This window comes from Streptomyces sp. BK79 (assembly GCF_044142145.1).
Classification (GTDB): Bacteria; Actinomycetota; Actinomycetes; order Streptomycetales; family Streptomycetaceae; genus Streptomyces.
Window position 1 is genome coordinate 1 of sequence record NZ_JBHVOC010000035.1, and the last position, 20,827, is coordinate 20,827.

The 20,827-nt window shown below is 73.4% G+C and carries 17 protein-coding genes; 6 read left to right on the forward strand and 11 right to left on the reverse strand.

Annotated features, from left to right (window positions below; genetic code table 11):
* Positions 1–133 precede the first annotated feature (133 nt).
* Positions 134–1,177, forward strand: a complete 1,044-nt coding sequence (locus ACFIF2_RS32880) for an NUDIX domain-containing protein (protein ID WP_395576937.1) — start codon at positions 134–136, stop codon at positions 1,175–1,177.
* 2 nt (positions 1,178–1,179) lie between these two features.
* On the opposite strand, the gene ACFIF2_RS32885 is transcribed toward ACFIF2_RS32880, so the two are convergent.
* Positions 1,180–1,884, reverse strand: coding sequence for an MBL fold metallo-hydrolase (locus ACFIF2_RS32885; RefSeq protein WP_395576938.1), 705 nt, complete (start codon positions 1,882–1,884; stop codon positions 1,180–1,182).
* A 73-nt stretch (positions 1,885–1,957) separates the two neighbouring features.
* Positions 1,958–3,313 (reverse strand): dipeptidase, encoded by a 1,356-nt coding sequence (locus ACFIF2_RS32890; protein WP_395576939.1) that lies wholly within the window; start codon positions 3,311–3,313, stop codon positions 1,958–1,960.
* 153 nt (positions 3,314–3,466) lie between these two features.
* On the opposite strand from ACFIF2_RS32890, the gene ACFIF2_RS32895 reads away from it, so the two are divergent.
* From ACFIF2_RS32895 to ACFIF2_RS32905, 3 genes are all read left to right on the forward strand, one after another.
* Positions 3,467–4,798, forward strand: a complete 1,332-nt coding sequence (locus ACFIF2_RS32895) for a geranylgeranyl reductase family protein (RefSeq protein WP_395576940.1) — start codon at positions 3,467–3,469, stop codon at positions 4,796–4,798.
* A 164-nt stretch (positions 4,799–4,962) separates the two neighbouring features.
* Complete coding sequence (locus tag ACFIF2_RS32900; RefSeq protein WP_395576941.1) at positions 4,963–6,237, forward strand: sensor histidine kinase; 1,275 nt, start codon at positions 4,963–4,965, stop codon at positions 6,235–6,237.
* Positions 6,234–6,899: a response regulator gene (locus ACFIF2_RS32905; protein WP_395576942.1), complete on the forward strand. Its 666-nt coding sequence runs from the start codon at positions 6,234–6,236 to the stop codon at positions 6,897–6,899. The genes ACFIF2_RS32900 and ACFIF2_RS32905 overlap by 4 nt, the downstream gene beginning before the upstream one ends.
* On the opposite strand, the gene ACFIF2_RS32910 is transcribed toward ACFIF2_RS32905, so the two are convergent.
* The 3 genes from ACFIF2_RS32910 to ACFIF2_RS32920 all read right to left on the reverse strand — a co-directional run bounded on the left by ACFIF2_RS32910 (position 6,860) and on the right by ACFIF2_RS32920 (position 9,213).
* Complete coding sequence (locus ACFIF2_RS32910; protein ID WP_395576943.1) at positions 6,860–7,144, reverse strand: DUF6332 family protein; 285 nt, start codon at positions 7,142–7,144, stop codon at positions 6,860–6,862. The genes ACFIF2_RS32905 and ACFIF2_RS32910 overlap by 40 nt on opposite strands.
* Before the next feature lie 55 nt (positions 7,145–7,199).
* The gene (locus ACFIF2_RS32915; RefSeq protein ID WP_395576944.1) at positions 7,200–7,934 is read right to left on the reverse strand and encodes a maleylpyruvate isomerase family mycothiol-dependent enzyme; all 735 of its coding nucleotides are present in this window, start codon (positions 7,932–7,934) and stop codon (positions 7,200–7,202) included.
* Between the two features lie 88 nt (positions 7,935–8,022).
* The gene (locus tag ACFIF2_RS32920) at positions 8,023–9,213 is read right to left on the reverse strand and encodes an MFS transporter (protein ID WP_395576991.1); all 1,191 of its coding nucleotides are present in this window, start codon (positions 9,211–9,213) and stop codon (positions 8,023–8,025) included.
* A 184-nt stretch (positions 9,214–9,397) separates the two neighbouring features.
* On the opposite strand from ACFIF2_RS32920, the gene ACFIF2_RS32925 reads away from it, so the two are divergent.
* Positions 9,398–10,639, forward strand: coding sequence for an ROK family protein (locus ACFIF2_RS32925; protein ID WP_395576945.1), 1,242 nt, complete (start codon positions 9,398–9,400; stop codon positions 10,637–10,639).
* 561 nt (positions 10,640–11,200) lie between these two features.
* Here ACFIF2_RS32925 and ACFIF2_RS32930 read toward each other — a convergent pair.
* Genes ACFIF2_RS32930 through ACFIF2_RS32945 form a run of 4 tightly spaced genes read right to left on the reverse strand, consistent with a single transcriptional unit; the run spans position 11,201 to position 15,698 of the window.
* Complete coding sequence (locus ACFIF2_RS32930) at positions 11,201–12,580, reverse strand: GH1 family beta-glucosidase (RefSeq protein WP_395576946.1); 1,380 nt, start codon at positions 12,578–12,580, stop codon at positions 11,201–11,203.
* A 31-nt stretch (positions 12,581–12,611) separates the two neighbouring features.
* Positions 12,612–13,439, reverse strand: coding sequence for a carbohydrate ABC transporter permease (locus ACFIF2_RS32935; protein WP_395576947.1), 828 nt, complete (start codon positions 13,437–13,439; stop codon positions 12,612–12,614).
* 6 nt (positions 13,440–13,445) lie between these two features.
* A complete protein-coding gene (locus ACFIF2_RS32940) occupies positions 13,446–14,399 on the reverse strand; it encodes a carbohydrate ABC transporter permease (protein ID WP_395576948.1) in 954 nt (317 codons plus the stop codon).
* Positions 14,400–14,411: 12 nt separating this feature from the next.
* Positions 14,412–15,698 carry an ABC transporter substrate-binding protein gene (locus tag ACFIF2_RS32945; protein WP_395576949.1) on the reverse strand — a complete coding sequence of 429 codons (1,287 nt, stop codon included), beginning with the start codon at positions 15,696–15,698 and terminating at the stop codon, positions 14,412–14,414.
* A gap of 283 nt (positions 15,699–15,981) precedes the next feature.
* Between ACFIF2_RS32945 and yicI the strand changes: the two genes are divergently transcribed.
* A complete protein-coding gene (yicI, locus tag ACFIF2_RS32950) occupies positions 15,982–18,252 on the forward strand; it encodes an alpha-xylosidase (protein ID WP_395576950.1) in 2,271 nt (756 codons plus the stop codon).
* A gap of 83 nt (positions 18,253–18,335) precedes the next feature.
* Here yicI and ACFIF2_RS32955 read toward each other — a convergent pair whose 3' ends face one another.
* Together ACFIF2_RS32955 and ACFIF2_RS32960 are read right to left on the reverse strand one after the other, a co-directional pair.
* Positions 18,336–19,538: a cysteine desulfurase-like protein gene (locus tag ACFIF2_RS32955; protein ID WP_395576951.1), complete on the reverse strand. Its 1,203-nt coding sequence runs from the start codon at positions 19,536–19,538 to the stop codon at positions 18,336–18,338.
* A 200-nt stretch (positions 19,539–19,738) separates the two neighbouring features.
* On the reverse strand, positions 19,739–20,815 hold the full coding sequence (locus ACFIF2_RS32960) for an ABC transporter permease (protein WP_395576952.1): 1,077 nt from the start codon (positions 20,813–20,815) through the stop codon (positions 19,739–19,741).
* Positions 20,816–20,827 lie beyond the last annotated feature (12 nt).

Genomic DNA, 20,827 nt, shown 5'->3' on the forward strand with positions numbered 1-20,827 from the left:
CCCCCCCCCCCGCGGGCCGCCCCCCCCCCCCGGGGGGGCCCCCGCGCCGCTGTCGTACGCCCTCAACTGGACCTGGTTTCCGTGGCAGGGTGGAGCGGGCAAGCCACAGGGGGCCAACGGAAGAGGGGGACCTGTGACCGTCGTCTGGATCAACGGCGCGTTCGGTGCGGGGAAGACCACCACCGCACGGGAACTGATCGAACTGATCCCGCACAGCACGCTCTTCGACCCCGAGGTCATCGGCGGGGCGCTCGCGCACCTGCTGCCGCCCAAACGCCTCGCCGAGGTCGGCGACTTCCAGGACCTGCCGATCTGGCGGCGCCTGGTCATCGACACGGCGGCCGCGATGCTCGCCGAACTCGGCGGGACCCTCGTGGTTCCCATGACCCTGCTCCGCCAGGAGTACCGCGACGAGATCTTCGGTGGTCTCGCCGCCCGCCGGATCGCGGTCCGGCATGTCCTGCTGACCCCGGCGGAAACGATCCTGCGCGAGCGAATAGCGGCCCGTGAGACCCCCGAGGGGCTGCCCGACGGCGAACCGCGCGTCAGGCAGTGGTCGTACGACCACATCGAGCCGTACCGCACCGCCCTCGCCTCCTGGCTGACCGCGGACGCCCACCCGGTCGACACCGGCGCACTGACGCCGCACGAGGCCGCCGCCCGGATCGCCGAGGCGGTCGGGACCGGCTCCGTGCCGGCCTGCGACATCGTGCAGACGCCCGAACCCACCGCCGAGACCGTCGCCGCCGGCGTCCTCCTCTTCGACGAACGGGACCGCGTGCTGCTCGTCGACCCCACCTACAAGCCCGGCTGGGAGTTCCCCGGCGGCGTCGTCGAACCCGGCGAGGCACCCGCCCGCGCGGGGATGCGCGAGGTCGCCGAGGAGACCGGGCTCCACCTCGACGACGTACCCGCCCTGCTGGTCGTCGACTGGGAGCGCCCCGTGCCCCCCGCCTACGGCGGACTGCGCCTGCTCTTCGACGGCGGCCGGCTCGACGCCGCGGACGCCGCCCGGGTGCTGCTGCCCGGCCCCGAGCTGCGGGCCTGGCGCTTCGTCACCGAGGACGAGGCGGCCGGCCTGCTCCCGCCGGTCCGCTACGAGCGGCTCCGCTGGGCCCTGCGGGCGCGGGAACGCGGGGCGGCGTTCTACCTGGAGGCGGGCACGCCGGTCGGCTGACGTCAGCCGTACGGGCGGTAGGTCCGCGCCGACGCCCGCAGCGCCTCCCCGGCGCCGGCGGTCACCGGGTCCCCGTGCCCGAAGCAGGCCGTCTCCGCGTCGAGTTCCGCCAGCCGCCCGAAGGAAGCGACGGCCAGGTCCCGGTCGGTGTTGAACACGCCGAGCATCACCGTGCCGTCGACCGGCGACGCGGCGACCGAGTCCCCGGTGAACAGCACGCCGTGGTGCGGGAGATGCAGTCCGATGCTCCCGTCCGTGTGACCGGGGGCGTGGACGACGCGGGCGCCGCCGCCGAAGTCGAGGACGTCACCGCCGGACACCTCGGTGACCCGGGCCGGCCGGTCGAAACCGCCGGTCGGAAGCCGCCGGACGGCGTCCGCGTGCAGGGGGCGTTCCCAGTCCTCGAACACCGGGGGCGGGCCCGGCACCTCCCCGCGCACCACCGGCGCCTCCAGGGTGTGGGCCACCACCTCGGCCCCGGTGAGCGCGGCGACCTCACCGGCCCCGCCCGCGTGGTCCTCGTGGAAGTGGGTGAGGACGACCCGCCGTACGCGGCCCAGGGCGCCCGCCGAGGCGACGACGCGCGCCCCGGACCCGGCGGGCCCGGCGTCGACCAGCGTCAGGTCGTCGCCGTCGCGCCACAGGTAGGCCTGGCCGACCGGGAAGCGCAGCAGGTGCAGGCGGGGGAGGAGTTCGACGACGTCCATACGACGACCGTAGGCAGGGCCCCGCCCGAGGGCGAGGCCCCTCTGCCGACGGCAGAACGCCGGCTCGGACGGCTCAGCTCGCCGCGTAGTTGCGCAGGAACAGCGCCTCCGCGACCGACAGCCGCTCCAGCTCGTCGGGGGAGACGCTCTCGTTCACGGCGTGGATCTGCGCCTCCGGCTCGCTCAGGCCGATCAGCAGGATCTCCGCCCGCGGGTACAGCGCGGCCAGCGCGTTGCACAGCGGGATGGACCCGCCATGACCGGCGTACTGCATCTCCTGGCCCGGGTAGGCCACCGCCATGGCGTCCGCCATGGCCCGGTACGCCGGGCTGGTGGTGTCGGCGCGGAACGCCTGGCCCTGGCCGATCTGCTCGACGCCGACCCGGGCGCCCCACGGCGTACGCGTCTCGAGGTGGGCCCGGAGCAGCTTGGTGGCCTCCGCGGCGTCCACGCCCGGCGGCACCCTGAGGCTGATCAGCGCGCGGGCGCTCGCCTGCACCGACGGGGTGGCGCCGACGACCGGCGGGCAGTCGATGCCGAGCACGGTGACGGCGGGGCGCGCCCAGATCCGGTCGGCCACCGAACCGGAGCCGATCAGCTCCACGCCGTCCAGCACCCGGGCGTCCCGGCGGAACTGCTCCTCGTCGTAGGCCAGGCCCTGCCACGCGCTGTCCGCGTCGAGCCCGTCGACGGTCGTCGAGCCGTCCTCGGCGCGCAGCGAGTCGAGGACCCGGATCAGCGCGGCCAGCGCGTCGGGGGCCGCGCCGCCGAACTGGCCGGAGTGCAGGTTGCCCTCGAGGGTGTCGACCTTCACGCGGACCAGGGTCATGCCGCGCAGGGTGGAGGTGACCGTCGGCAGCCCGGCCCGGAAGTTGCCCGCGTCGCCGATGACGATCGTGTCCGCGGCCAGCAGTTCGGGGTGCGCCTCGGCGTACCGCTCCAGGCCGCCCGTGCCCTGCTCCTCCGAACCCTCGGCGATGAACTTGACGTGCACCGGCACGCCGCCGTTCGCCTTCAGCGCGCGCAGCGCGAGCAGGTGCATGAGCACCCCGCCCTTGCAGTCGGCCGCGCCGCGCCCGTACCAGCGGCCGTCGCGCTCGGTCAGCTCGAACGGCGGAGTGGTCCAACCGGCCTCGTCCAGGGGCGGCTGCACGTCGTAGTGGGCGTAGAGGAGCACCGTCCTGGCGCCCTCGGGCCCGGGCAGGTACCCGTACACCGACTGCGTGCCGTCCGGCGTGTCGAGCAGGTCCACGTCCTGGAAGCCCTCGGCGCGCAGCGCGGCCGCTATCCACTGGGCGGCGCCCACGCTCTCGCTGCGGGGGAACTGGTCGAAGTCCGCCACCGATTTGAAGGCCACCAGCGTGGTGAGCTCCTCCTTCGCCCTGGGCATGAGCGAGGCGACGGTCTCGGCGACCGGATTCGACGACATGGGCACGCTCCTTGTGGGTGCGACGTTGTACCGAGGAGTACGAGACGTACGGGACGGGTGGGCCCGATCCTCCCACAGTGGCCTGCGGCGATGCCCGCCGTAGGATGCGGGGGTCAGGTCCGGCATGCGGTTTGTTGGGAGCAGTAGACCATCGTGAGCAGCGAGAACTCTTCGGCGGACGACGCGCGTCAGGTCTGGGACGTCGTCGTGGTGGGCGCGGGACCCGCGGGGGCCTCGGCCGCCTACGCGGCGGCGGTCGCGGGACGGCGCGTCCTGGTGCTGGAGAAGGCGGACCTGCCCCGCTACAAAACGTGCGGCGGGGGCATCATCGGTCCCTCGCGCGACACCCTCCCACCCGGCTTCGAACTGCCCTTGCGGGACCGCGTGCACGCGGTGACCTTCTCGAACAACGGGCGCTTCACCCGTACCCGGCGCTCCCGGCAGATGCTGTTCGGGCTCATCAACCGGCCCGAGTTCGACCAGCAGCTCGTCGAGCACGCCCAGAAGGCGGGCGCCGAGCTGCGCACCGGGGCGACGGTGACCCGGGTGGAGCAGCACGGGTCGGCGGTGCCGGACCGGCGCACGGTCGCCGTCGTCCTTCAGGGCGGCGAGACGGTGCTCGCGCGGGCCGTCGTCGGCGCGGACGGCAGCGCCAGCCGGATAGGGGCGCACGTCGGGGTCAAGCTCGACCAGGTCGACCTCGGCCTGGAGGCGGAGATCCCGGTGCCGGACACGGTCGCCGAGGACTGGAAGGGGCGGGTCCTCATCGACTGGGGCCCGATGCCCGGCAGTTACGGCTGGGTCTTCCCCAAGGGCGACACGCTGACGGTCGGCGTGATCTCGGCGCGCGGCGAGGGCGCGGCGACCAAGCGGTACCTGGAGGACTTCGTCGGCCGGCTCGGCCTGGCCGGCTTCGAACCGAGCATCTCCTCGGGCCATCTGACGCGCTGCCGCGCCGACGACTCGCCGCTGTCGCGCGGCCGGGTGCTGGTGTGCGGCGACGCGGCGGGGCTGCTGGAGCCGTGGACGCGCGAGGGCATCTCCTTCGCGCTGCGCTCGGGACGGCTCGCGGGGGAGTGGGCGGTGCGCATCGCCGAGGCGCACGACGCCGTGGACGCGCGCAAGCAGGCCCTCAACTACGCGTTCGCCATCAAGGCCGGGCTCGGCGTCGAGATGAGCGTCGGCAAGCGCATGCTGGCGATCTTCGAGCGCAGGCCGGGACTCTTCCACGCGGCCCTGACCGGTTTCCGTCCGGCCTGGAAGGCGTTCAAGGACATCACGCAGGGCTCGACCTCGCTGGGCGAACTGGTCCGGGCCCATCCGCTGGCGCAGCGGGCCCTCGCCGCGATGGACCGCCGGTCCGAGGGCCCGGTGGGCTCCGCGGGGGCCCAGGGTGCCGAGGGCGCCCAGGGCGGTGCGGACGGCAAGGGCGCGGCGGGCGGTCAGGGTGCCGAGGGCGCCGCCGGCGACGGGGCCGGCTCCTGACACCTCCTCCGCGGCGCGAGGTGGCGTGGACGGGGGCGGTTCGCGACGGTTTCGTCGCGGGGTCCCGGCCCGGCCGGCGGCGCGTACCTACTTCCCCGGGAGTACACGTGGGCACCGCGTGCGGGTGACGCCGCCCGAGGCGTGCGGCGTCTAGCGTGGCGGTCATGGACGGACAGCGCGAGCGCGGGGCCGGGCCGCCGCGGTGGTGGCGGCACGGGCCCGCGCGGTGGGACCGGGGCGGCGACGAGGAGCGCCGACCCCGGTGGCCCTGGCGCTCCACGGCACTGATCACGGCGTTCGTGCTGGTCGGCTCCACCTTCGCCGCCCACGCCCAGGCGGGGGAGCGGGCCGCGCTCGACCCCTTCGCGCGGGTGCTGCTGTTTCTGACGGGTGCGGCGCTGCTGTGGCGGCAGCGGTACCCGGTGCCCGTGGTGTTCGGCACGGCGGCCACGACACTGGTCTACCTGGGCGCCGGATATCCGTACGGGCCGGTGTTCCTCGCGGTCGCGGTGGCCTGCTTCAGCGCCCTGGTCGCCGGTCACCGCGCGGCCGCGTGGACGGCGATGGGGACGCTGTGGGCCGGGCACGCCCTGCTGGCGCACTGGCTCTACCGCTGGCTGCCGCCGTCCGGGGACGGGGCCGCGCCCTGGGGGCCGGAGATCGTGGTCGCCACCTGGGTGGTGGCGATCGTCGCGCTGTCGGAGCTGACCCGTGCCCGGCGCGAGCAGTGGGCCCGGGAGCGGGCCGAACGGGCCCAGGCGGCCCGGCGGCGCGCGGACGAGGAGCGGCTGCGGATCGCCCGCGAGCTGCACGACGTCCTCGCCCACAGCATCTCCGTGATCAACGTGCAGGCGGGTGTCGGCCTCGCCCTCCTCGACACCGACCCCGAGCAGGCGCGCACCGCGCTCACCACCATCAAGGCCCAGAGCAAGGAGGCGCTCGGCGAGGTGCGGCAGGTCCTCGGCACCCTCCGCACCCCCGGGGACGCGCCGCGCGCGCCGGCCCCCGGGCTGGACCGGCTGCCCGAGCTGGTCGAGCAGGCGGCGAGCGCGGGCCTCACCGTCGAGGTCGACGGGGAGCCGCCGCGGTTGTCGCCCGGCACGGACCTCGCCGCGTTCCGGATCGTGCAGGAGGCCCTCACCAACGTCGTACGGCATTCGGGGGCGCGGCACGCGCGCGTGCGCATCGGCCGCGAGGGCGGCACCCTGCGGCTGCGCGTCGACGACGACGGGCCGGCCACCGGTGCCGAGGCGGGCGGCAGCGGCAACGGGCTGGCCGGGATGCGGGAGCGGGCGGCGGCGCTGGGTGGCACCATCGAGGCGGGCCCGCGCCCCGACGGTGGCTTCCGCGTCCTCGCGTCCCTGCCGGTCGACGTGCGGCACGCCGAGCACTTGAGGGACGTCCGGGATTCCGAGGGCGCCGAGGAGGAGGACCGGTGATCCGGGTAGTGCTCGCCGACGACCAGGCACTGGTGCGGGCCGGCTTTCGCGCGCTGCTGGACGCGCAGCCGGACATCGAGGTGACCGGGGAGGCCGCGGACGGCGAGGAGGCGGTGCGCGCGCTGCGCGAACTGCGCCCTGACGTCGTCCTGATGGACATCCGGATGCCCCGCCTCGACGGCCTGGCGGCGACCCGCCGGATCACCGGGGACGACGGGCTGCGGGACGTGAAGGTCGTCATGCTCACCACCTTCGAACTCGACGAGTACGTCTTCGAGGCGATCCGCTCCGGAGCCTCCGGCTTCCTGGTCAAGGACACCGAGCCCGACGAACTCCTGCGCGCCGTCCGGGCGGTGGTCGCGGGCGACGCGCTGCTCTCACCGGGGGTGACGCGCCGCCTGATCGCCGAGTTCGCGGCCCGCTCCAAGGAGCCCGCCGCGGCCGGTGAACTGGCCCGGCTGACCGAGCGGGAGCGCGAGGTGATGGCCCTGGTCGGCATCGGCCTGTCCAACGAGGAGATCGCCCGCCGCCTGGTCGTCAGCCCGCTCACCGCCAAGACCCACGTCAGCCGGACGATGGTGAAGCTGGGTGTCCGGGACCGCGCCCAACTGGTCGTGCTCGCCTACGAGTCGGGGTTGGTGCGGCCGGGGTGGCTCGGCTGACCGTCGCGTCCGAAGCGCGCCAGCACACTCACCACCCGCACGAAGAACACCACGACGGCCAGCACCGTGCCCGAGCCGACCAGCACGCGCCGCACACCGGACGGCAGGCCGAAGAGGTACGCCGGGCCCGTCACGGCCCCGAACAGGACCGCCGCCGCGAACGCCGCGCTGCACAGCGCGTATCCGATCTCGACCGTGATCGCGTCCCGGTCGTCCTGCGTGCGTCGTCCCCCGTTTGTGGTCATACGGGCAGTGTCCCGCACGTGCGGGACACTGGTCGGGCGGGCGGCCGTTCCAGTTTCAGACGACGCCCGACTTCTCGCGCCACAGCGCGGCCAGCGAGGCGTCGCCGGTCACCTCCGGGACCGGCTCGCGGTTCCACAGCGCCGGGTAGAGCCGTGCGGCGGGTCCGGACAGCTCGCAGTCGGCGTCGCCGTCGTCCGTCCGCTCGGTCACCGGCGGCCGCTCCGACAGCCGTACGGTCCACACGGCGCCCGGCACGTCCGTGGCGCGGACCCGCAGGGTGCGGGGCTCCTCGGTGCGGACGGCGCTCCTGGGGCGGGCGTGGAAGCCGGACAGCAACTCGTCGATGCCGTCCACCGCGAAGTCCGCGCCGATGCCGGTGGGTTCGCCGCCCCGGGCCGCCTCGGCGTCGATCCGGTGCACGGTGGTCTCGTGCGCCTGCCGCCGGGCCCAGAACGCCAGCGGTGACGGCGCGGGCAGGAAGTGCCAGCAGCGCACGTCGGGCGGGGCGGTGGCGAGGGTGTCGACGAGCCGTCCGTGTCCCTCCCGGAACCAGGTCAGGAGCGCGCCGCCGTCGAGGTCGGGCAGGTCGCCCCCGGGCCGGGGGTCGGTGTGCCGCTCGGCGACGAACGACGTCGCCCAGCGGTGCACCGCCCCCGTGTGCCGCAACAGGTCCCGCACCTGCCAGCCGGGGCAGGTCGGCACCTCGGCCCCCGTGCCCGCCGCCTCGGCGGCCGCGATGAGTGACGCGCCTTCGGCGTCCAGGATCTTGATGAACGCGGTGGTGTCCATGCGAGGAGTGTGCCGGATGGAGCGGACTCCACGGCAGGGGCCGGGGCAGACCCTGAAGGACGGGCACGGGAACTCCTGGGGAGGCGGTTCAGCCGGTCCGGCCCGGTTCGGCCGGTGCCGCCGCGTGCCGGGTGGCGACCGCGACGAGCACCGCCACCGCCGCGAGCGCCGCCACGCTGGTGAGCGCGGCGGGCAGGGAGAACCAGTCGGCCATGAAGCCGATCGCGGGCGGCCCGAGGAGCATGCCGCCGTAGCCCAGTGTGGAGGCGGTGGCGACACCGCTGGGGCCGCCCAGCGCCCCCGCCCGTTCGATCGCGACCGGGAAGATGTTGGCGAGCCCCAGTCCGGTGACCGCGAAGCCGAAGAGCGCCACTCCCACGGACGGGGCGAGCGAGCCGAGCAGCATGCCCAGCACGGCGGTGGTGCCGCCGGCCACCACCGTGGTCGTCCGGCCCAGACGCTCCAGCAGCGTCGTACCCGTCAGCCTGCCGACCGTCATGGCGAGCGCGAAGCAGGAGTATCCCGCCGCCGCGAGGCCCGGCGACGCGTCGAGGTCCTGCTCCAGGTGCAGGGCGCCCCAGTCGGCCATGGCGCCTTCGCCGTACGCCGTGCACAGGGCGATGAGGCCGAACACGACGACGAGGCGGCGGGTGCGGCGGTCGAGCCGGCGCGGGGCGGCGGCGTCCTCGGGCGCGGGCTTTGGCGGCGCGGCGGGCTCGCAGCGCAGCAGGGCGCGGCCCGCGAACAGTGTCACGACCAGGCCGATCGCGGTGAGCGAGAGGAGATGCCGCAGCGGGGACAGCGACCCCGCGACCAGCCCGCCGAGGCCCGCGCCGATCATGCCGCCGAGACTGAACGCGGCGTGGAAGCTGGGCATGATCGGGCGGCGCAGCGCGGCCACCAGGTCGACGGCGGCGCTGTTGAAGGCGACGTTGATCCCGCCGTAGGCGCTGCCGAACACCAGCAGCACCGCGCCCAGGGCGAGCGCGGAGTGGGTCAGGGGCGGCAGGGCGATGCTCAGGCAGAGCAGCACCGCGCAGGCGACGGTGACGGGATGGCTGCCGTAGCGGCGGACCAGGCGGCCGGTGAGCGTCATGGTGACGACGGCGCCCGCCGAGACACCGAGGAGCGCCAGTCCGAGGGCGCTGGCCGAGGCCCCGGTCTGCTCCTTGATGGCCGGGATCCGTACGACCCATCCGGCGAAGACGAAGCCGTCGAGGGCGAAGAAGGCGGTCAGGGCGACACGCAGGCGGGTGAGGTCGTTGCGGGGGCCCGGCACGACGTTGTGCGGACGGACTTTGTTTATTTGCGGCACAAAGTCAGGCTAGGGGCGGCGCGCGGCCGGGGCAAGAGGGCCCCGGCGTGTGTGTCCGCCGTATCCCTGGTCCGGGAATCGACCGGAACGCCGCTGGTGACAGCGGTGCGGGCCCGGGAACGGGGTGTCGCATACGCTCGACACCACCATGAAGAACAACCTCACCCCCCTGGAGCCGAAGGCCGACAAGGCCACGGTCAGACGGCACAACCTCAGCCTGGTCCTGAGGGCCGTACACGACGCGGGGGAGGCGACGCGGGCCGGTGTCGCCACACACGTCGGACTGACGCGTGCGGCGGTGTCCTCGTTGGTCGAGCAGTTGCTGGAGTACGGCTTCGTCTCCGAGTGGGGCAAGACCAGCAGCGGTCAGGCGGGCCGGCCCGGCAGGGTCCTGAAGGTCTCCCGGTCGGGCCCGGCGGGCCTCGGCGTCGAGATCAACATCGACTACGTCACGGTGTGCGTCGTCGACCTCGCGGGCACCGACCGGGTCCGTCTCGTGGAGCACGTCGACAACCGCGGGGTCCAGCCCTCCGAGGTACTGGCGCGCGCGGCCCGGCTGGCGGCCCGCGCCGTCGGCTCGGCCGCCGAGCAGGACCTCGTGCCGGCCGGCGTCCATGTCGCGCTGCCGGGCCTGGTGACCGGTGGCACCGTGCGCCAGGCTCCCAACCTGGGGTGGCAGCGGGTCGCGGTCGAGGGGTTGTTCGCGCAGGCGCTGCTCGCCCTGCGCCCCGCCCACCGCCCCCTGCCGGTCAGCTCCGACAACGAGGCCAACGCGGCCGCGCTCGCCGAGCTGTGGTTCGGCGCGGGCACCGACGGTGTGCGCAGCTTCCTGTACCTGACCGGTGAGATCGGCATCGGCGGTGCGCTGGTGCTGGGCGGTGAACTCCTGCGCGGGGCGCACGGCTTCGCCGGGGAGATCGGGCACATGGTCCTCGACCCGGACGGCCCGCTGTGCCGGTGCGGGGCCCACGGCTGCCTGGAGCAGTACGCCGGCCAGGCCGCGCTCCTGAGGGCCGCGGGCATCGACGCCGACGCGGGCGTCCAGGGCGTCACCGAGCTGGAACGCCGGGCCCGCCGGGGCGACCCGTCCGCGCTGGCGGCGATCGAGCGGGCCGGACGGCAACTGGGCGTCGTGGTGTCGGGCGCGGTGAACCTCTTCGACCCCGACGCGGTGATGCTCGGCGGCGTCTACCGCGAGCTGATGGACTGGCTGGCCCCCGCCGTCGACCGCGAACTCGCCCTGCGCGTCGTGTCCGGGCTGTGGAGCGAGGGCGGCAAGCGGCTGCGGGCCGCCTCCTCCCTGGGCGACGCGGCCCGGGGCGCGGCCGGCGTGATCGTCCGCGAGGTGCTCGCCGACCCGGTGGCGTACGCCGAGCGGGACACGGGCTGAGACGGGCCCCGCGCCCGATGCCGCGGGGTTCTGGGGCCCGCGCCCGACATCGCGAGGCCGCACCGGTCGGGCCCGCGCTGGATGCGTAAGGGGCCCGCCCAGCGCCCGAGCGGAAGCCCGGCGACCTGAAGCCGCAGGGTCCCGCGACCGACGCCGCCAGGTTCTGGGGCCCCGCGCCCGACGCCGCGAGGCCACGCACCAGTCCGCCGCCGCAGAGGCACGAGAGGCCACGCACCGGTCCGGGTATCGCGCTCGAAGCCGGTGAGGCCCGCACGGGTCCGCCGCCGCGCTCGACGCGGAAGGGGCCCCGCTACCTGGGCCGCCCTGGGCCGCCCTGGGCCCCGCGTCCCGAGCCGCAGGGCCCCGTGATCTACACCGCACGGGGTTCCGCGACCTGAGCCGCAGGACCCCGCGACGTGAGCCCAGGACCCCGCGATTCAAGCGGCCCAAGACCCCGCGATCGAAGCGGCCCAGGGAACCGCGCCCTAAGCCGCACGGCCCCGCGGAGGGGGCCGCGGGGTCCCGCACCGCCCGGTGCGGGACCCCGTACCGGGCGTCCCGTCACCCGCGGTTCGCGGCGATCATCTCCCGGTACCAGTGGTAGCTGTCCTTCGGCGTGCGCTCCTGCGTGTCGTAGTCGACCCGGACGATGCCGAACCGCTTGTCGTAGCCGTAGGCCCACTCGAAGTTGTCCAGCAGCGACCACACGTAGTACCCGCGCACGTCCACCCCCGCGTCCATCGCCGCCCGCAGCGCGGTGAGGTGGTCGCGCAGGTAGGCGACGCGGTCGGCGTCGTGCACCGCGCCGTCGGCGGCGGGGGTGTCGTCCTCCGCCGAGCCGTTCTCCGTGATGTGGATCGGGGGCAGCGCGTCGCCGTACTCCTTCTTCAGCCGCACCAGCAGCTCGGTGAAGCTGTCCGGGACGACCGGCCAGCCCATCGCCGTCTCGCGGACGCCGGGCAGCCGTACCTCCTCGTAGCGGTTGTCCGTCGCCACCCGCAGCGCGAGGTCGCTCTCGCGGTGCGGGGCGTCGGCGACCACGATCGGCCGGTAGTAGTTGACGCCGAGGAAGTCCAGTGGCTGGGAGATCAGCTCCAGGTCGCCGTCGAGCCGGAAGTCCGCGCCGGTGATCAGCTCGCCCCAGGTCTCCTCCTCGGTGGCCGGGTAGCGGCCCGCGAGGATCGGCTCGGTCCACACCAGGTTGTGCTGCGTGTCCGCGCGGACGGCGGCCGCGAGGTCGGCGGGCGAGTCGGTGGCCGGCAGGTTGCGGTCCAGGTTGAGCGTGACGCCCACCTCCCGCACCCCGGCCGCCCGCAGCGCTTTCACCGCCAGCCCGTGGCCGACCAGCAGGTGGTGCGCGGCGGCCAGCGCGCCCCGGCCCTCCTTGGCGCCCGGCGCGTGCCGGCCCACCGAGTAGCCGAGGAAGGCGCTGCACCACGGCTCGTTGAGGGTGATCCAGCGCGGCACCCGGTCGCCGAGGTGTTCGGCGACCACGGCCGTGTACTCGGCGAACCGCTCCGCCGTCGCACGCACCCGCCAGCCGCCCCGGTCCTCGAGGGCCTGCGGCAGGTCCCAGTGGTAGAGGGTGGCGGCCGGCTCGATGCCGGCGCCGAGCAGCTCGTCGACCAGGCGGGAGTAGAAGTCCAGGCCTTTCCGGTTCACCGCGCCCGAGCCGTCCGGCACGATGCGCGGCCAGGCGATCGAGAAGCGGTAGGAGTCCACGCCCAGGTCGCGCAGCAGCGCCACGTCCTCCCGGTAGCGGTGGTAGTGGTCGCAGGCCACGTCACCGGTGTCGCCGCCCGCGACCAGGCCGGGGGTGTGGCTGTAGGTGTCCCAGATCGACGGACCGCGGCCGTCCTCCCGTGCCGCGCCCTCGATCTGGTACGAGGCGGTCGCGGCACCGAAGACGAAGCCGGGCGGGAAGCCGGGGTACTCGCTCATGCTGTGCTGCTCATCTCCTGTGCGGGGGCGTTCACTTGACGGAACCGCCGGTGATCCCGGCGGCGATGTACTTCTGGGCCAGGACGAGCAGGATCGCCGCCGGCACCGCGGAGAGCACGGAGGCGGCCATCACCGAGCCCCAGTCGCCGACGTGCGCGCCGATGTACTGGTAGATGCCCAGGGTGACGGGCTTGACCTCGTCGGTGGTGTTCAGGGTCAGCGCGAACATGAAGTCGCTCCACGAGAACAGGAACGCGAACAGTCCGGACGTGATCAGCGAGTTGCGGCTCATCGGCAGCACCACCCGCAGGAACGTCCGCACCGGCCCGGCGCCGTCGATCTGCGCGGCCTCGATCACCTCGCCCGGGATCGACACCATGAAGGACCGCATCAGCACGATGGAGAACGGGATGCCCAGCGAGGCGTCCGCCAGCATCAGGCCGAAGTAGGAGTTGACCAGGCCCAGGTCGACGTACGAGTTGTAGAGCGCGTTGGCGATGACGATGCCCGGCACCATCTGCGTGATCAGCGTGCCGAAGACGATCGTGCGCGAGCCGCGCAGCCCGAACCGCGCGAGGCCGTACGCCGCCGGTGCCGAGATCAGCAGGCAGATGGCGACCGCGCCGAGCGAGACGGCCAGCGAGGTCAGCAGGTGCCCGCCCTGGTCGCTGATCGCCTTGGAGAAGCCGGACAGGTCCAGGCTGCCCGGCACCGGGTCGACCTGGAGCAGCCCCGCCTCGGGCTGGAGCGCGGTGTTGAGCATCCAGTACAGCGGGAACAGCATCACGGCGAGGACGAGCACACCGGCGACGGTGGAGCCCCAGCGGCGCCGGGACGCGGTGGGCGTCTGAGTTGCCATCGTCGGTCACTTCCCCTCGGTGCGGTTGGCCCGCAGGTAGAACACCGCGAACACGGCGGAGATCAGGATGAGTACGTTGCCGACGACGGCGCCCGCGCCGAAGTCCAGCTGGACGAAGGAGTTCTGGTAGGTGAGCGTGCCCAGCGTCTGGGTGGCGTCGGCCGGGCCGCCGTCGGTGAGGGCGAGGATCAGGTCGAGGATCTTGACCGTCGACATGAAGCCGAGCACGAGGACGACCGTGATGACGGGCTTGAGCACCGGCAGGGTGACCGAGCGGAAGATACGCCACGCCGACGCGCCGTCCAGCGCGGCAGCTTCGTGCAGTTCCTTCGGGATCTCCTGGAGACCGCCGTACAGGATCACCATGTTGAACGGGATGCCGATCCAGATGTTGACCAGGATCACCGACAGCAGGGCCATACCCGGACTGGTCAGCCAGGGCGTGTTCCCGCCGAGGCCCAGCGTGTCCAGGAACGAGTTCAGGACGCCCGTGTCCTGGTCGAGGATGCGCCGCCACACGATGCCGGACACCACCATGGGCACCAGCCAGGGCAGCAGGATCAGCGAGCGCAGCACGCCGTTGAGCGGGAACCGGCGGCTGAAGAACACCGCGAGCGCCATGCCGATGCAGAACTGCCCGAGCAGCGAGCCCACGGTGAAGACGAGGGTGTGCCACAGCGCCTTGCCGAACAGGGCGTCCTGGAACACGTTGGACCAGTTGTCGGCGCCGTTGAAGGGCGCCTCGCCGGTGAAGAAGGTCTTCGGCGTGTAGTGCTGGAAGCTCATCACGACGTTGCGCACGAGCGGGTAGCCGAAGAAGAGCACCATGAAGACGACGGCGGGAGCGACGAACCCCCACTGGGCGAGCCGGCGCCGGCGCCTGAGCCGGTTAGGGTCGGGCGCGGTGGCCGTCGTGGACGCCTTCGAGGGCGTCTGTGCGGTGACGGTGGACGTGGTCATGGGCGGCGTACCTCAGTTCCCGCTCGTGGCCCGCTGCTGGGCGCGCTTCAGGGCGGTCTCACTGGACTGGCCGGTCAGGGCCGACTGGAAGGCGCTCTGCAGGGCGAGCGACACGCTCGACCAGCCGGCGCCGAGCTGGGCGGTCCGGGACCGCGCGACGGCGACCTGGTCGGCGAGGGAGTCCAGCTCCGGCACCCGCTCGCGCCAGACGGCGGCGGCCTTCTCGTTGGCCGGCACCATCCAGCTGTTGAGGGCGTACGTCAGCTGCTCCTTCTCGCTGGACAGACAGGCGACGATCTTCCCGGCCGTCTTCTCCCGCGCCTCGTCACCGGTGTTCGGCACGGTCAGCACCGCGCCGCCGAGCGGCCCCACCGAGTCCTCGCCGGCCTCGGGCACGGGGATCGGCGCGATGCCCCAGTGCAGCGACTCCTGGGTGTTGAGCGTCTCCACCTGCCACGGCCCGTTGATCATCATCGCCGCGTTGCCGGCCATGAACTGGTCGTTGACGTCCGCCTGCGTCCAGTTGACCGTCGACTTCGACAGCGATCCGTCCTTCAGCAGGGCCTTCCAGTAGTCCAGGGCCTCGGCAACCTGCGGGGTGTCGAGTTTCGTCTCGTCCCCGCCGTTGGACCACATGAACGGCGTGAACTGGAAGACGCCGTCCTCCGCGCCGCCCGCGCTGAGCGCCAGGCCGTACTGCTTGCCCCGGGTGAGCTCCCGCGCCGTCTCACGCAACTCCTCCCACGTGGTGGGCACCTCGAGGCCGGCCTCGTCGAGCACGTCCTTGTTGTAGAAGAGCGCGAGCGTGTTCACGGACCGGGCCGCGCCGTAGTACGTCCCCTCGTACGAGCCGAAGTCGACGATGCCCTCCGGGATGTCGTCGGTGCTCAACCCGAGGGTCCTGAGGTCGACCAGGCCGCCCGCGTCGGCGAACGTGGGCATCTCGGACGCGTCGAACTGCACGACGTCGGGCAGCGACTTGGACGACGCCATGCGCAGTGCCTTGGTCATCACCTGCGCCGCCGGGACGCTCTGCTGCTCGATGGTGACACCCAGCCGCTCGCCGCACCGGGCCATCGCCTCCGCGTCCCAGCGGTGGTACGACTCGTCGGTCGAGGAGTTGAGCACCGTGTACACGTCGGCGTCGCGCTGCTGTCCGCAGCCGCTGAGCGCCGCCCCGGCGACCAGCACGGAGACGGCGGTGAACGGGGCGACGTAGCGGCGTGAGCGTCCGCGCCCGCGGTGCTGGGTGGCAGGAGGGTGTGCTGTCAAGGCGAGCGGGTTGAAGCGCTTCGACATGGTGCGGCCCTTGCTGTCGTACCGTCCGGCTCCCTCGCCGGACCGTTTTGTTTGATGTGATGACTAATACGTCACCGACCGGGTGTCGCGCTAGAGCAAAGTGGCCCCTCTCTCTCCGCTCCGCGGCGTGAGGGCGCTGTTCTTGTGGGTGATAATCCCAGTTCAGAACGTTGAACCCGATGCAGGGGCCTCGGAATGCGGATTTGTTCTGTGTACGATCAAAACGCTGCGAGACGGCCTCCGTGCTCCCATCCGACAGCTCCCGTCCCACCCGAGGAAGATCATGAAGTTCACCGACGGCTTCTGGCTCATCCGCGACGGCGTGCAGATCTCGTACGCCACCGAAGTACGCGACGTGCGCCCCGAATCGAAGCGCTTCACCGCCCATGCCGCCGTGAAGAAGGTGACGCGGAGGGGGGACACGCTCAACGCGCCGCTCGTCACGGTCGACTGCTTCTCTCCCGCCGAGGGCGTCATCGGCGTCCGCGTCACCCACCACGCCGGCAAGCGCAGGCCGGGCCCCGACTTCGCCCTCGCGGGCGCGGCGGACGGCGCCGGGACGGTGCGCCAGGACGGCACGGTCACCGAGCTGACCAGTGGCCCGCTCACCCTGCGCCTGGACCGGGAGGGCCCCTTCGGCCTCGCCTTCCACGATGCGGACGGACGCGAGCTGACCCGCGCGAACGCCAAGGGCACCGCGTTCGCCACCACCGGCGACGGCGCGCACCACATGCTGAGCCGGCTCTCCCTCGGCGTCGGCGAGCAGGTCTACGGCCTCGGCGAGCGCTTCACCCCGTTCGTGAAGAACGGCCAGGTCGTCGACATGTGGCAGGCCGACGGCGGCACCAGCAGCGAGCAGGCGTACAAGAACATCCCGTTCTACCTCTCCTCCCGCGGCTACGGCGTCTTCGTCAACCACCCCGGCGCGGTCTCCTTCGAGGTCGGCTCCGAGTCCGTGGGCCAGGTGCAGTTCAGCGTCGAGGACCAGACGCTGGAGTACTACGTCGTCGCCGGCCCCACCCCGAAGGACGTCCTCGCCCGCTACACCGCCCTCACCGGCCGCCCCGCCCTGCCGCCCGCCTGGTCCTTCGGCCTGTGGCTCACCACGTCCTTCACCACCTCCTACGACGAGGAGACGGTGACCGGGTTCGTCGACGGCATGGCCGAGCGGGGCATCCCGCTGTCCGTCTTCCACTTCGACTGCTTCTGGATGCGCGAGTACCAGTGGTGCGACTTCCAGTGGGACCCGGACGTCTTCCCCGACCCGGACGGCATGCTCGCCCGGCTCAAGGCCAAGGGTCTGCGGGTCAGCGCCTGGATCAACCCGTACATCGCCCAGAAGTCGCCCCTCTTCGACGAGGCCGCCGCCCTCGGGCACCTGGTGCGCCGGCCGGACGGCGACGTCTGGCAGTGGGACCTGTGGCAGGCCGGGATGGGCCTGGTGGACTTCACCAGCCCCGCCGCGCGCGACTGGTTCGCCGGCAAGCTCAAGCCGCTCCTCGACCAGGGCGTGGACTGCTTCAAGACCGACTTCGGCGAGCGCATCCCCACCGACGTCGTCTGGCACGACGGCTCCGACCCGCAGCGGATGCACAACTACTACACCCACCTGTTCAACCGCACCGTCTTCGAGCTGCTGGAGAAGGAGCGCGGGCAGGGCGAGGCCGTGCTCTTCGCCCGCTCCGCGACCGCCGGCGGGCAGCAGTACCCCGTCCACTGGGGCGGCGACTGCTGGTCGTCCTTCGAGGCGATGTCCGAGTCGCTGCGGGGCGGCCTGTCCCTGTCCCTGAGCGGATTCGGATTCTGGAGCCACGACATCGGCGGCTTCGAGGGCACGCCCGACCCGGCGGTCTTCAAGCGCTGGCTGGCCTTCGGCCTGCTCTCCTCGCACAGCCGCCTGCACGGCTCCTCGTCCTACCGGGTGCCGTGGGAGTTCGGCGAGGAGGCGGTCGACGTCGCCCGGCGCTTCACCCTCCTCAAGCACCGCCTGATGCCCTACCTGTACGGCGTCGCGGCCGAGGCCCACCGCACCGGCGTGCCGATGATGCGGCCGATGCTCCTGGAGTACCCGCACGACCCGGGCTGCCGGACCCTGGACCGCCAGTACATGCTGGGCCCCGACCTCCTGGTCGCCCCGGTCTTCACCGAGGACGGCGAGGTCGAGGTCTACCTCCCCGAGGGCGCCTGGACCCACCTCCTGACCGGCGAGCGCGTCACCGGCCCCTCATGGCGCACCGAACGGCACGGCTACGACAGCCTGCCGCTCTACGTCCGCGAGGGCGCCGTCCTGCCGCTCGCCTCCGACGACAGCCGCCCCGACGGCGACTGGCTGGACGCGCCGACCCTGCTCGTGCACCCGCCCGCCGACGCCGGCTACGCGGCCGAGGTCACCGTGCCCGACCTGCTGGGCACCCCGGCCGCGACGTTCCGCGTACGCCGCGAGGGCGACGCCCTGCGGGTCACCGCGAGCGGCACCGACCGCCCGTTCACCGTGCGGGTGGCGGGCGGGGCGAGCGCCCGGGGCGCGGGGGAGGTCACCGTGCCCCTGGGGTGAGACCGGGAGCGGGATGTCCGTCCCGGGGGCCGCCGTCCGCACGACGGCCCACCGGGACGCGTCCCCTCCTCCCCTCCCGCGTGTCAGCGGGGGATCGACTCCAGGGCGGACAGGAGCCGGTCCACGTCCTCCGCGCTGCTGTACGGCGCGAGGCCGACCCGTACCCCGCCCTCGTCGCCGAGCCCCAGCCGGCGCGAGGCCTCCAGGGCGTAGAAGGAGCCGGCCGGCGCGTCGACCCCCCGCTCGGCCAGCCCCCGGTAGACGTCCGCCGGGCGCAGGCCCGCCACGGTGAACAGCAGGGTCGGCGTGCGCCGCGCGGCCCGCGCGTACACGGTGATCCCGCCGAGTTCCGCCAGTCCCCGCTCGATCCGCCCGCGCAACGCCTCCTCGTGCGCCTCCAGCGCCGCGAAGGAGGCGGCCAGCCGCTCCCGGCGCGAGCCCCGCGCGTCCGGCTCCAGGCCGGCGAGGAAGTCCACCGCCGCCCGCGCCCCGGCCAGCGACTCGTACGGCAGCGTGCCCAGTTCGAACCGCTCGGGCACGGAGTCGGCGGACGGCAGCAGCTTGTCCGGGTGGAGCGACTCCAGCAGCTCCGCCCGGCCGGTGAGCACCCCCAGATGCGGCCCGAGGAACTTGTAGGGCGAGCAGACCAGCGTGTCCGCGCCGAGCGCCGCCAGGTCCACCACGGCGTGCGAGGCGTAGTGCACCGCGTCGACGTGGAAGAGCGCACCCGCCGCGTGGGCCAGGGCGGCGAGGGCCGGCAGGTCGGGGATGGTCCCGATCAGGTTGGACGCGGCGGTGACCGCGACCAGCCTGGTGCGGGGGCCGAGCACCGCCTCGACGTGCTCGGGCCGCAGCTCGCCGGTGGCCGGGTCGAAGTCCGCCCACCGCACGCTCGCCCCCGCCGACTCGGCGGCCTGCACCCACGGCCGGATGTTGGAGTCGTGGTCGAGCCGGGTCACCACCACCTCGTCGCCGGGCCCCCACCCCTTCGCCAGCGTCCGGGACAGGTCGTAGACGAGCTGGGTGGCGCTGCGCCCGAAGACCACCGTCCCCGGTGCGGTGCCGAGGAGGTCGGCCAGGGCGGACCGGGCCTCCACGACGATCCGGTCCGCGTTGCGCTCGCCCTCGGTGTTCCGTCCGCGGTTGGCGAGCGGGACGGTCAGCGCGGCCGCGATCGCGTCGATCACCGGCTGCGGGGTCTGCGTGCCGCCCGGCGCGTCGAACCGCGCGGTTCCGGACTTCAGGGCGGGCACGTGCGCGCGGATCGCGGCGACGTCAAGGGCCATGGGTCAACTCCAGGGACGTGAGGGCCGGACGGGACGAGGGACGGACGCGGGCGACGCGCCGGGCGACGCGCCCCTTCGGCGGGCGGCAGGTGAGCGGTGCCGCCGGACCACCCCCTCCGGGTCGCACCCGCGCCTCCGGCCACATGATCGCAGCCCTTGCGGGGGCGACGACAGGGGCGAAGGGGCCCTCGGCGGCAGCCTCAGGACGCGGCGGCGTCCGGCGCGGGCCCGGGCTGCTCCTTCTCCCGGCCACCGGGATGACGGTGCCGCCAGATCCAGAAGACGGCGCAGGACAGCAGGGCCCACCCGCCCAGCACCAGGAACGGGAACGCGTGCTGGTGGCCCTGGAAGTACACCGCCGTGTGCTGCGCGTTGACCGAGGCGCCGGGCGGCAGCCACTGCCCGATCGCCCCGAGCGGGGACGGCAGCAGCGGCCAGGACACCGCGCCGCCGGACGAGGGGTTGCCTAGGAGCACCATCAGTCCCCAGGTCGGCAGCATCGCCCAGCGCCCGAACAGGGTGTTGAACATGGTGAAGACCATGCCGGACGCGAACAGGGTGAGCGCCAGGATCAGCCACGACTCGACGAACGGCAGGTCGAGGGCGTTCAGCAGCCAGTCCACCGTCGCGGCGATGGCGAACCCGCCGAGCAGCGAGTAGGCCACCGTGAAGAGGATGCGCTCGAACGGGGTGAGGGCACGCGCGTGCACGCTCAGCTGGATCGCCCCCACGAAGCCGATGATCACGGCGGCCAGCGAGATGTAGAAGATCGCCAGGCCGCGGGGGTCGCCCTCCTGCAACGGGTTGATGTCCCGGACGGTGACCTCTACGCCGGTCTTCTCCCCCACGGCGGGGGCCGCGTCGGCGAGCACTTCGGCGACCGAGGCGCCCGACGCGCTGGACAGGTCGAGCACGGCGGTCCGTCCGCCACCGCGCAACTCGAAGATCGCGAAGACCTCCTGGTCCTGGATCGCCTGGCGGGCCTCGGCGGTGCTCTCGTAGGGACGCACCTTCACCGAGGCGTTCAGCGCCTGCTCCAGGCCGTCCAGGAAGGCCCGCCCGCGACGCTCCTCGTACGAGCCGACCACCGCCGTGGGGATCGAGTGCGGCGTCGGGTCCGCCATCGAGTAGGTGTAGGACCCCGCGAAGAGCCCCGCGGCCGCCGCGAGGATGAGCACCAGCACGGTGGCCGGCCAGAAGGGGGACTGCCGGAACGCGGCCCACCGCCCGCCGCGCGTCGGAGGCTGGGCGGGGGCTCCCTCGGACATGTGGGCCATGTCCGGACGCTT

Coding starts and splice junctions, on each gene's coding strand:
- ACFIF2_RS32890 (WP_395576939.1), bottom strand. CDS start 3,313: ATGTCGTCGAATCCGGTCGCCGAGACCGTCGCCTCGCTCATGCCCAGG.
- yicI (WP_395576950.1), top strand. CDS start 15,982: ATGAAGTTCACCGACGGCTTCTGGCTCATCCGCGACGGCGTGCAGATC.
- ACFIF2_RS32940 (WP_395576948.1), bottom strand. CDS start 14,399: ATGACCACGTCCACCGTCACCGCACAGACGCCCTCGAAGGCGTCCACG.
- ACFIF2_RS32885 (WP_395576938.1), bottom strand. CDS start 1,884: ATGGACGTCGTCGAACTCCTCCCCCGCCTGCACCTGCTGCGCTTCCCG.
- ACFIF2_RS32935 (WP_395576947.1), bottom strand. CDS start 13,439: ATGGCAACTCAGACGCCCACCGCGTCCCGGCGCCGCTGGGGCTCCACC.
- ACFIF2_RS32900 (WP_395576941.1), top strand. CDS start 4,963: ATGGACGGACAGCGCGAGCGCGGGGCCGGGCCGCCGCGGTGGTGGCGG.
- ACFIF2_RS32910 (WP_395576943.1), bottom strand. CDS start 7,144: ATGACCACAAACGGGGGACGACGCACGCAGGACGACCGGGACGCGATC.
- ACFIF2_RS32955 (WP_395576951.1), bottom strand. CDS start 19,538: ATGGCCCTTGACGTCGCCGCGATCCGCGCGCACGTGCCCGCCCTGAAG.
- ACFIF2_RS32915 (WP_395576944.1), bottom strand. CDS start 7,934: ATGGACACCACCGCGTTCATCAAGATCCTGGACGCCGAAGGCGCGTCA.
- ACFIF2_RS32960 (WP_395576952.1), bottom strand. CDS start 20,815: ATGGCCCACATGTCCGAGGGAGCCCCCGCCCAGCCTCCGACGCGCGGC.
- ACFIF2_RS32945 (WP_395576949.1), bottom strand. CDS start 15,698: ATGTCGAAGCGCTTCAACCCGCTCGCCTTGACAGCACACCCTCCTGCC.
- ACFIF2_RS32925 (WP_395576945.1), top strand. CDS start 9,398: ATGAAGAACAACCTCACCCCCCTGGAGCCGAAGGCCGACAAGGCCACG.
- ACFIF2_RS32930 (WP_395576946.1), bottom strand. CDS start 12,580: ATGAGCGAGTACCCCGGCTTCCCGCCCGGCTTCGTCTTCGGTGCCGCG.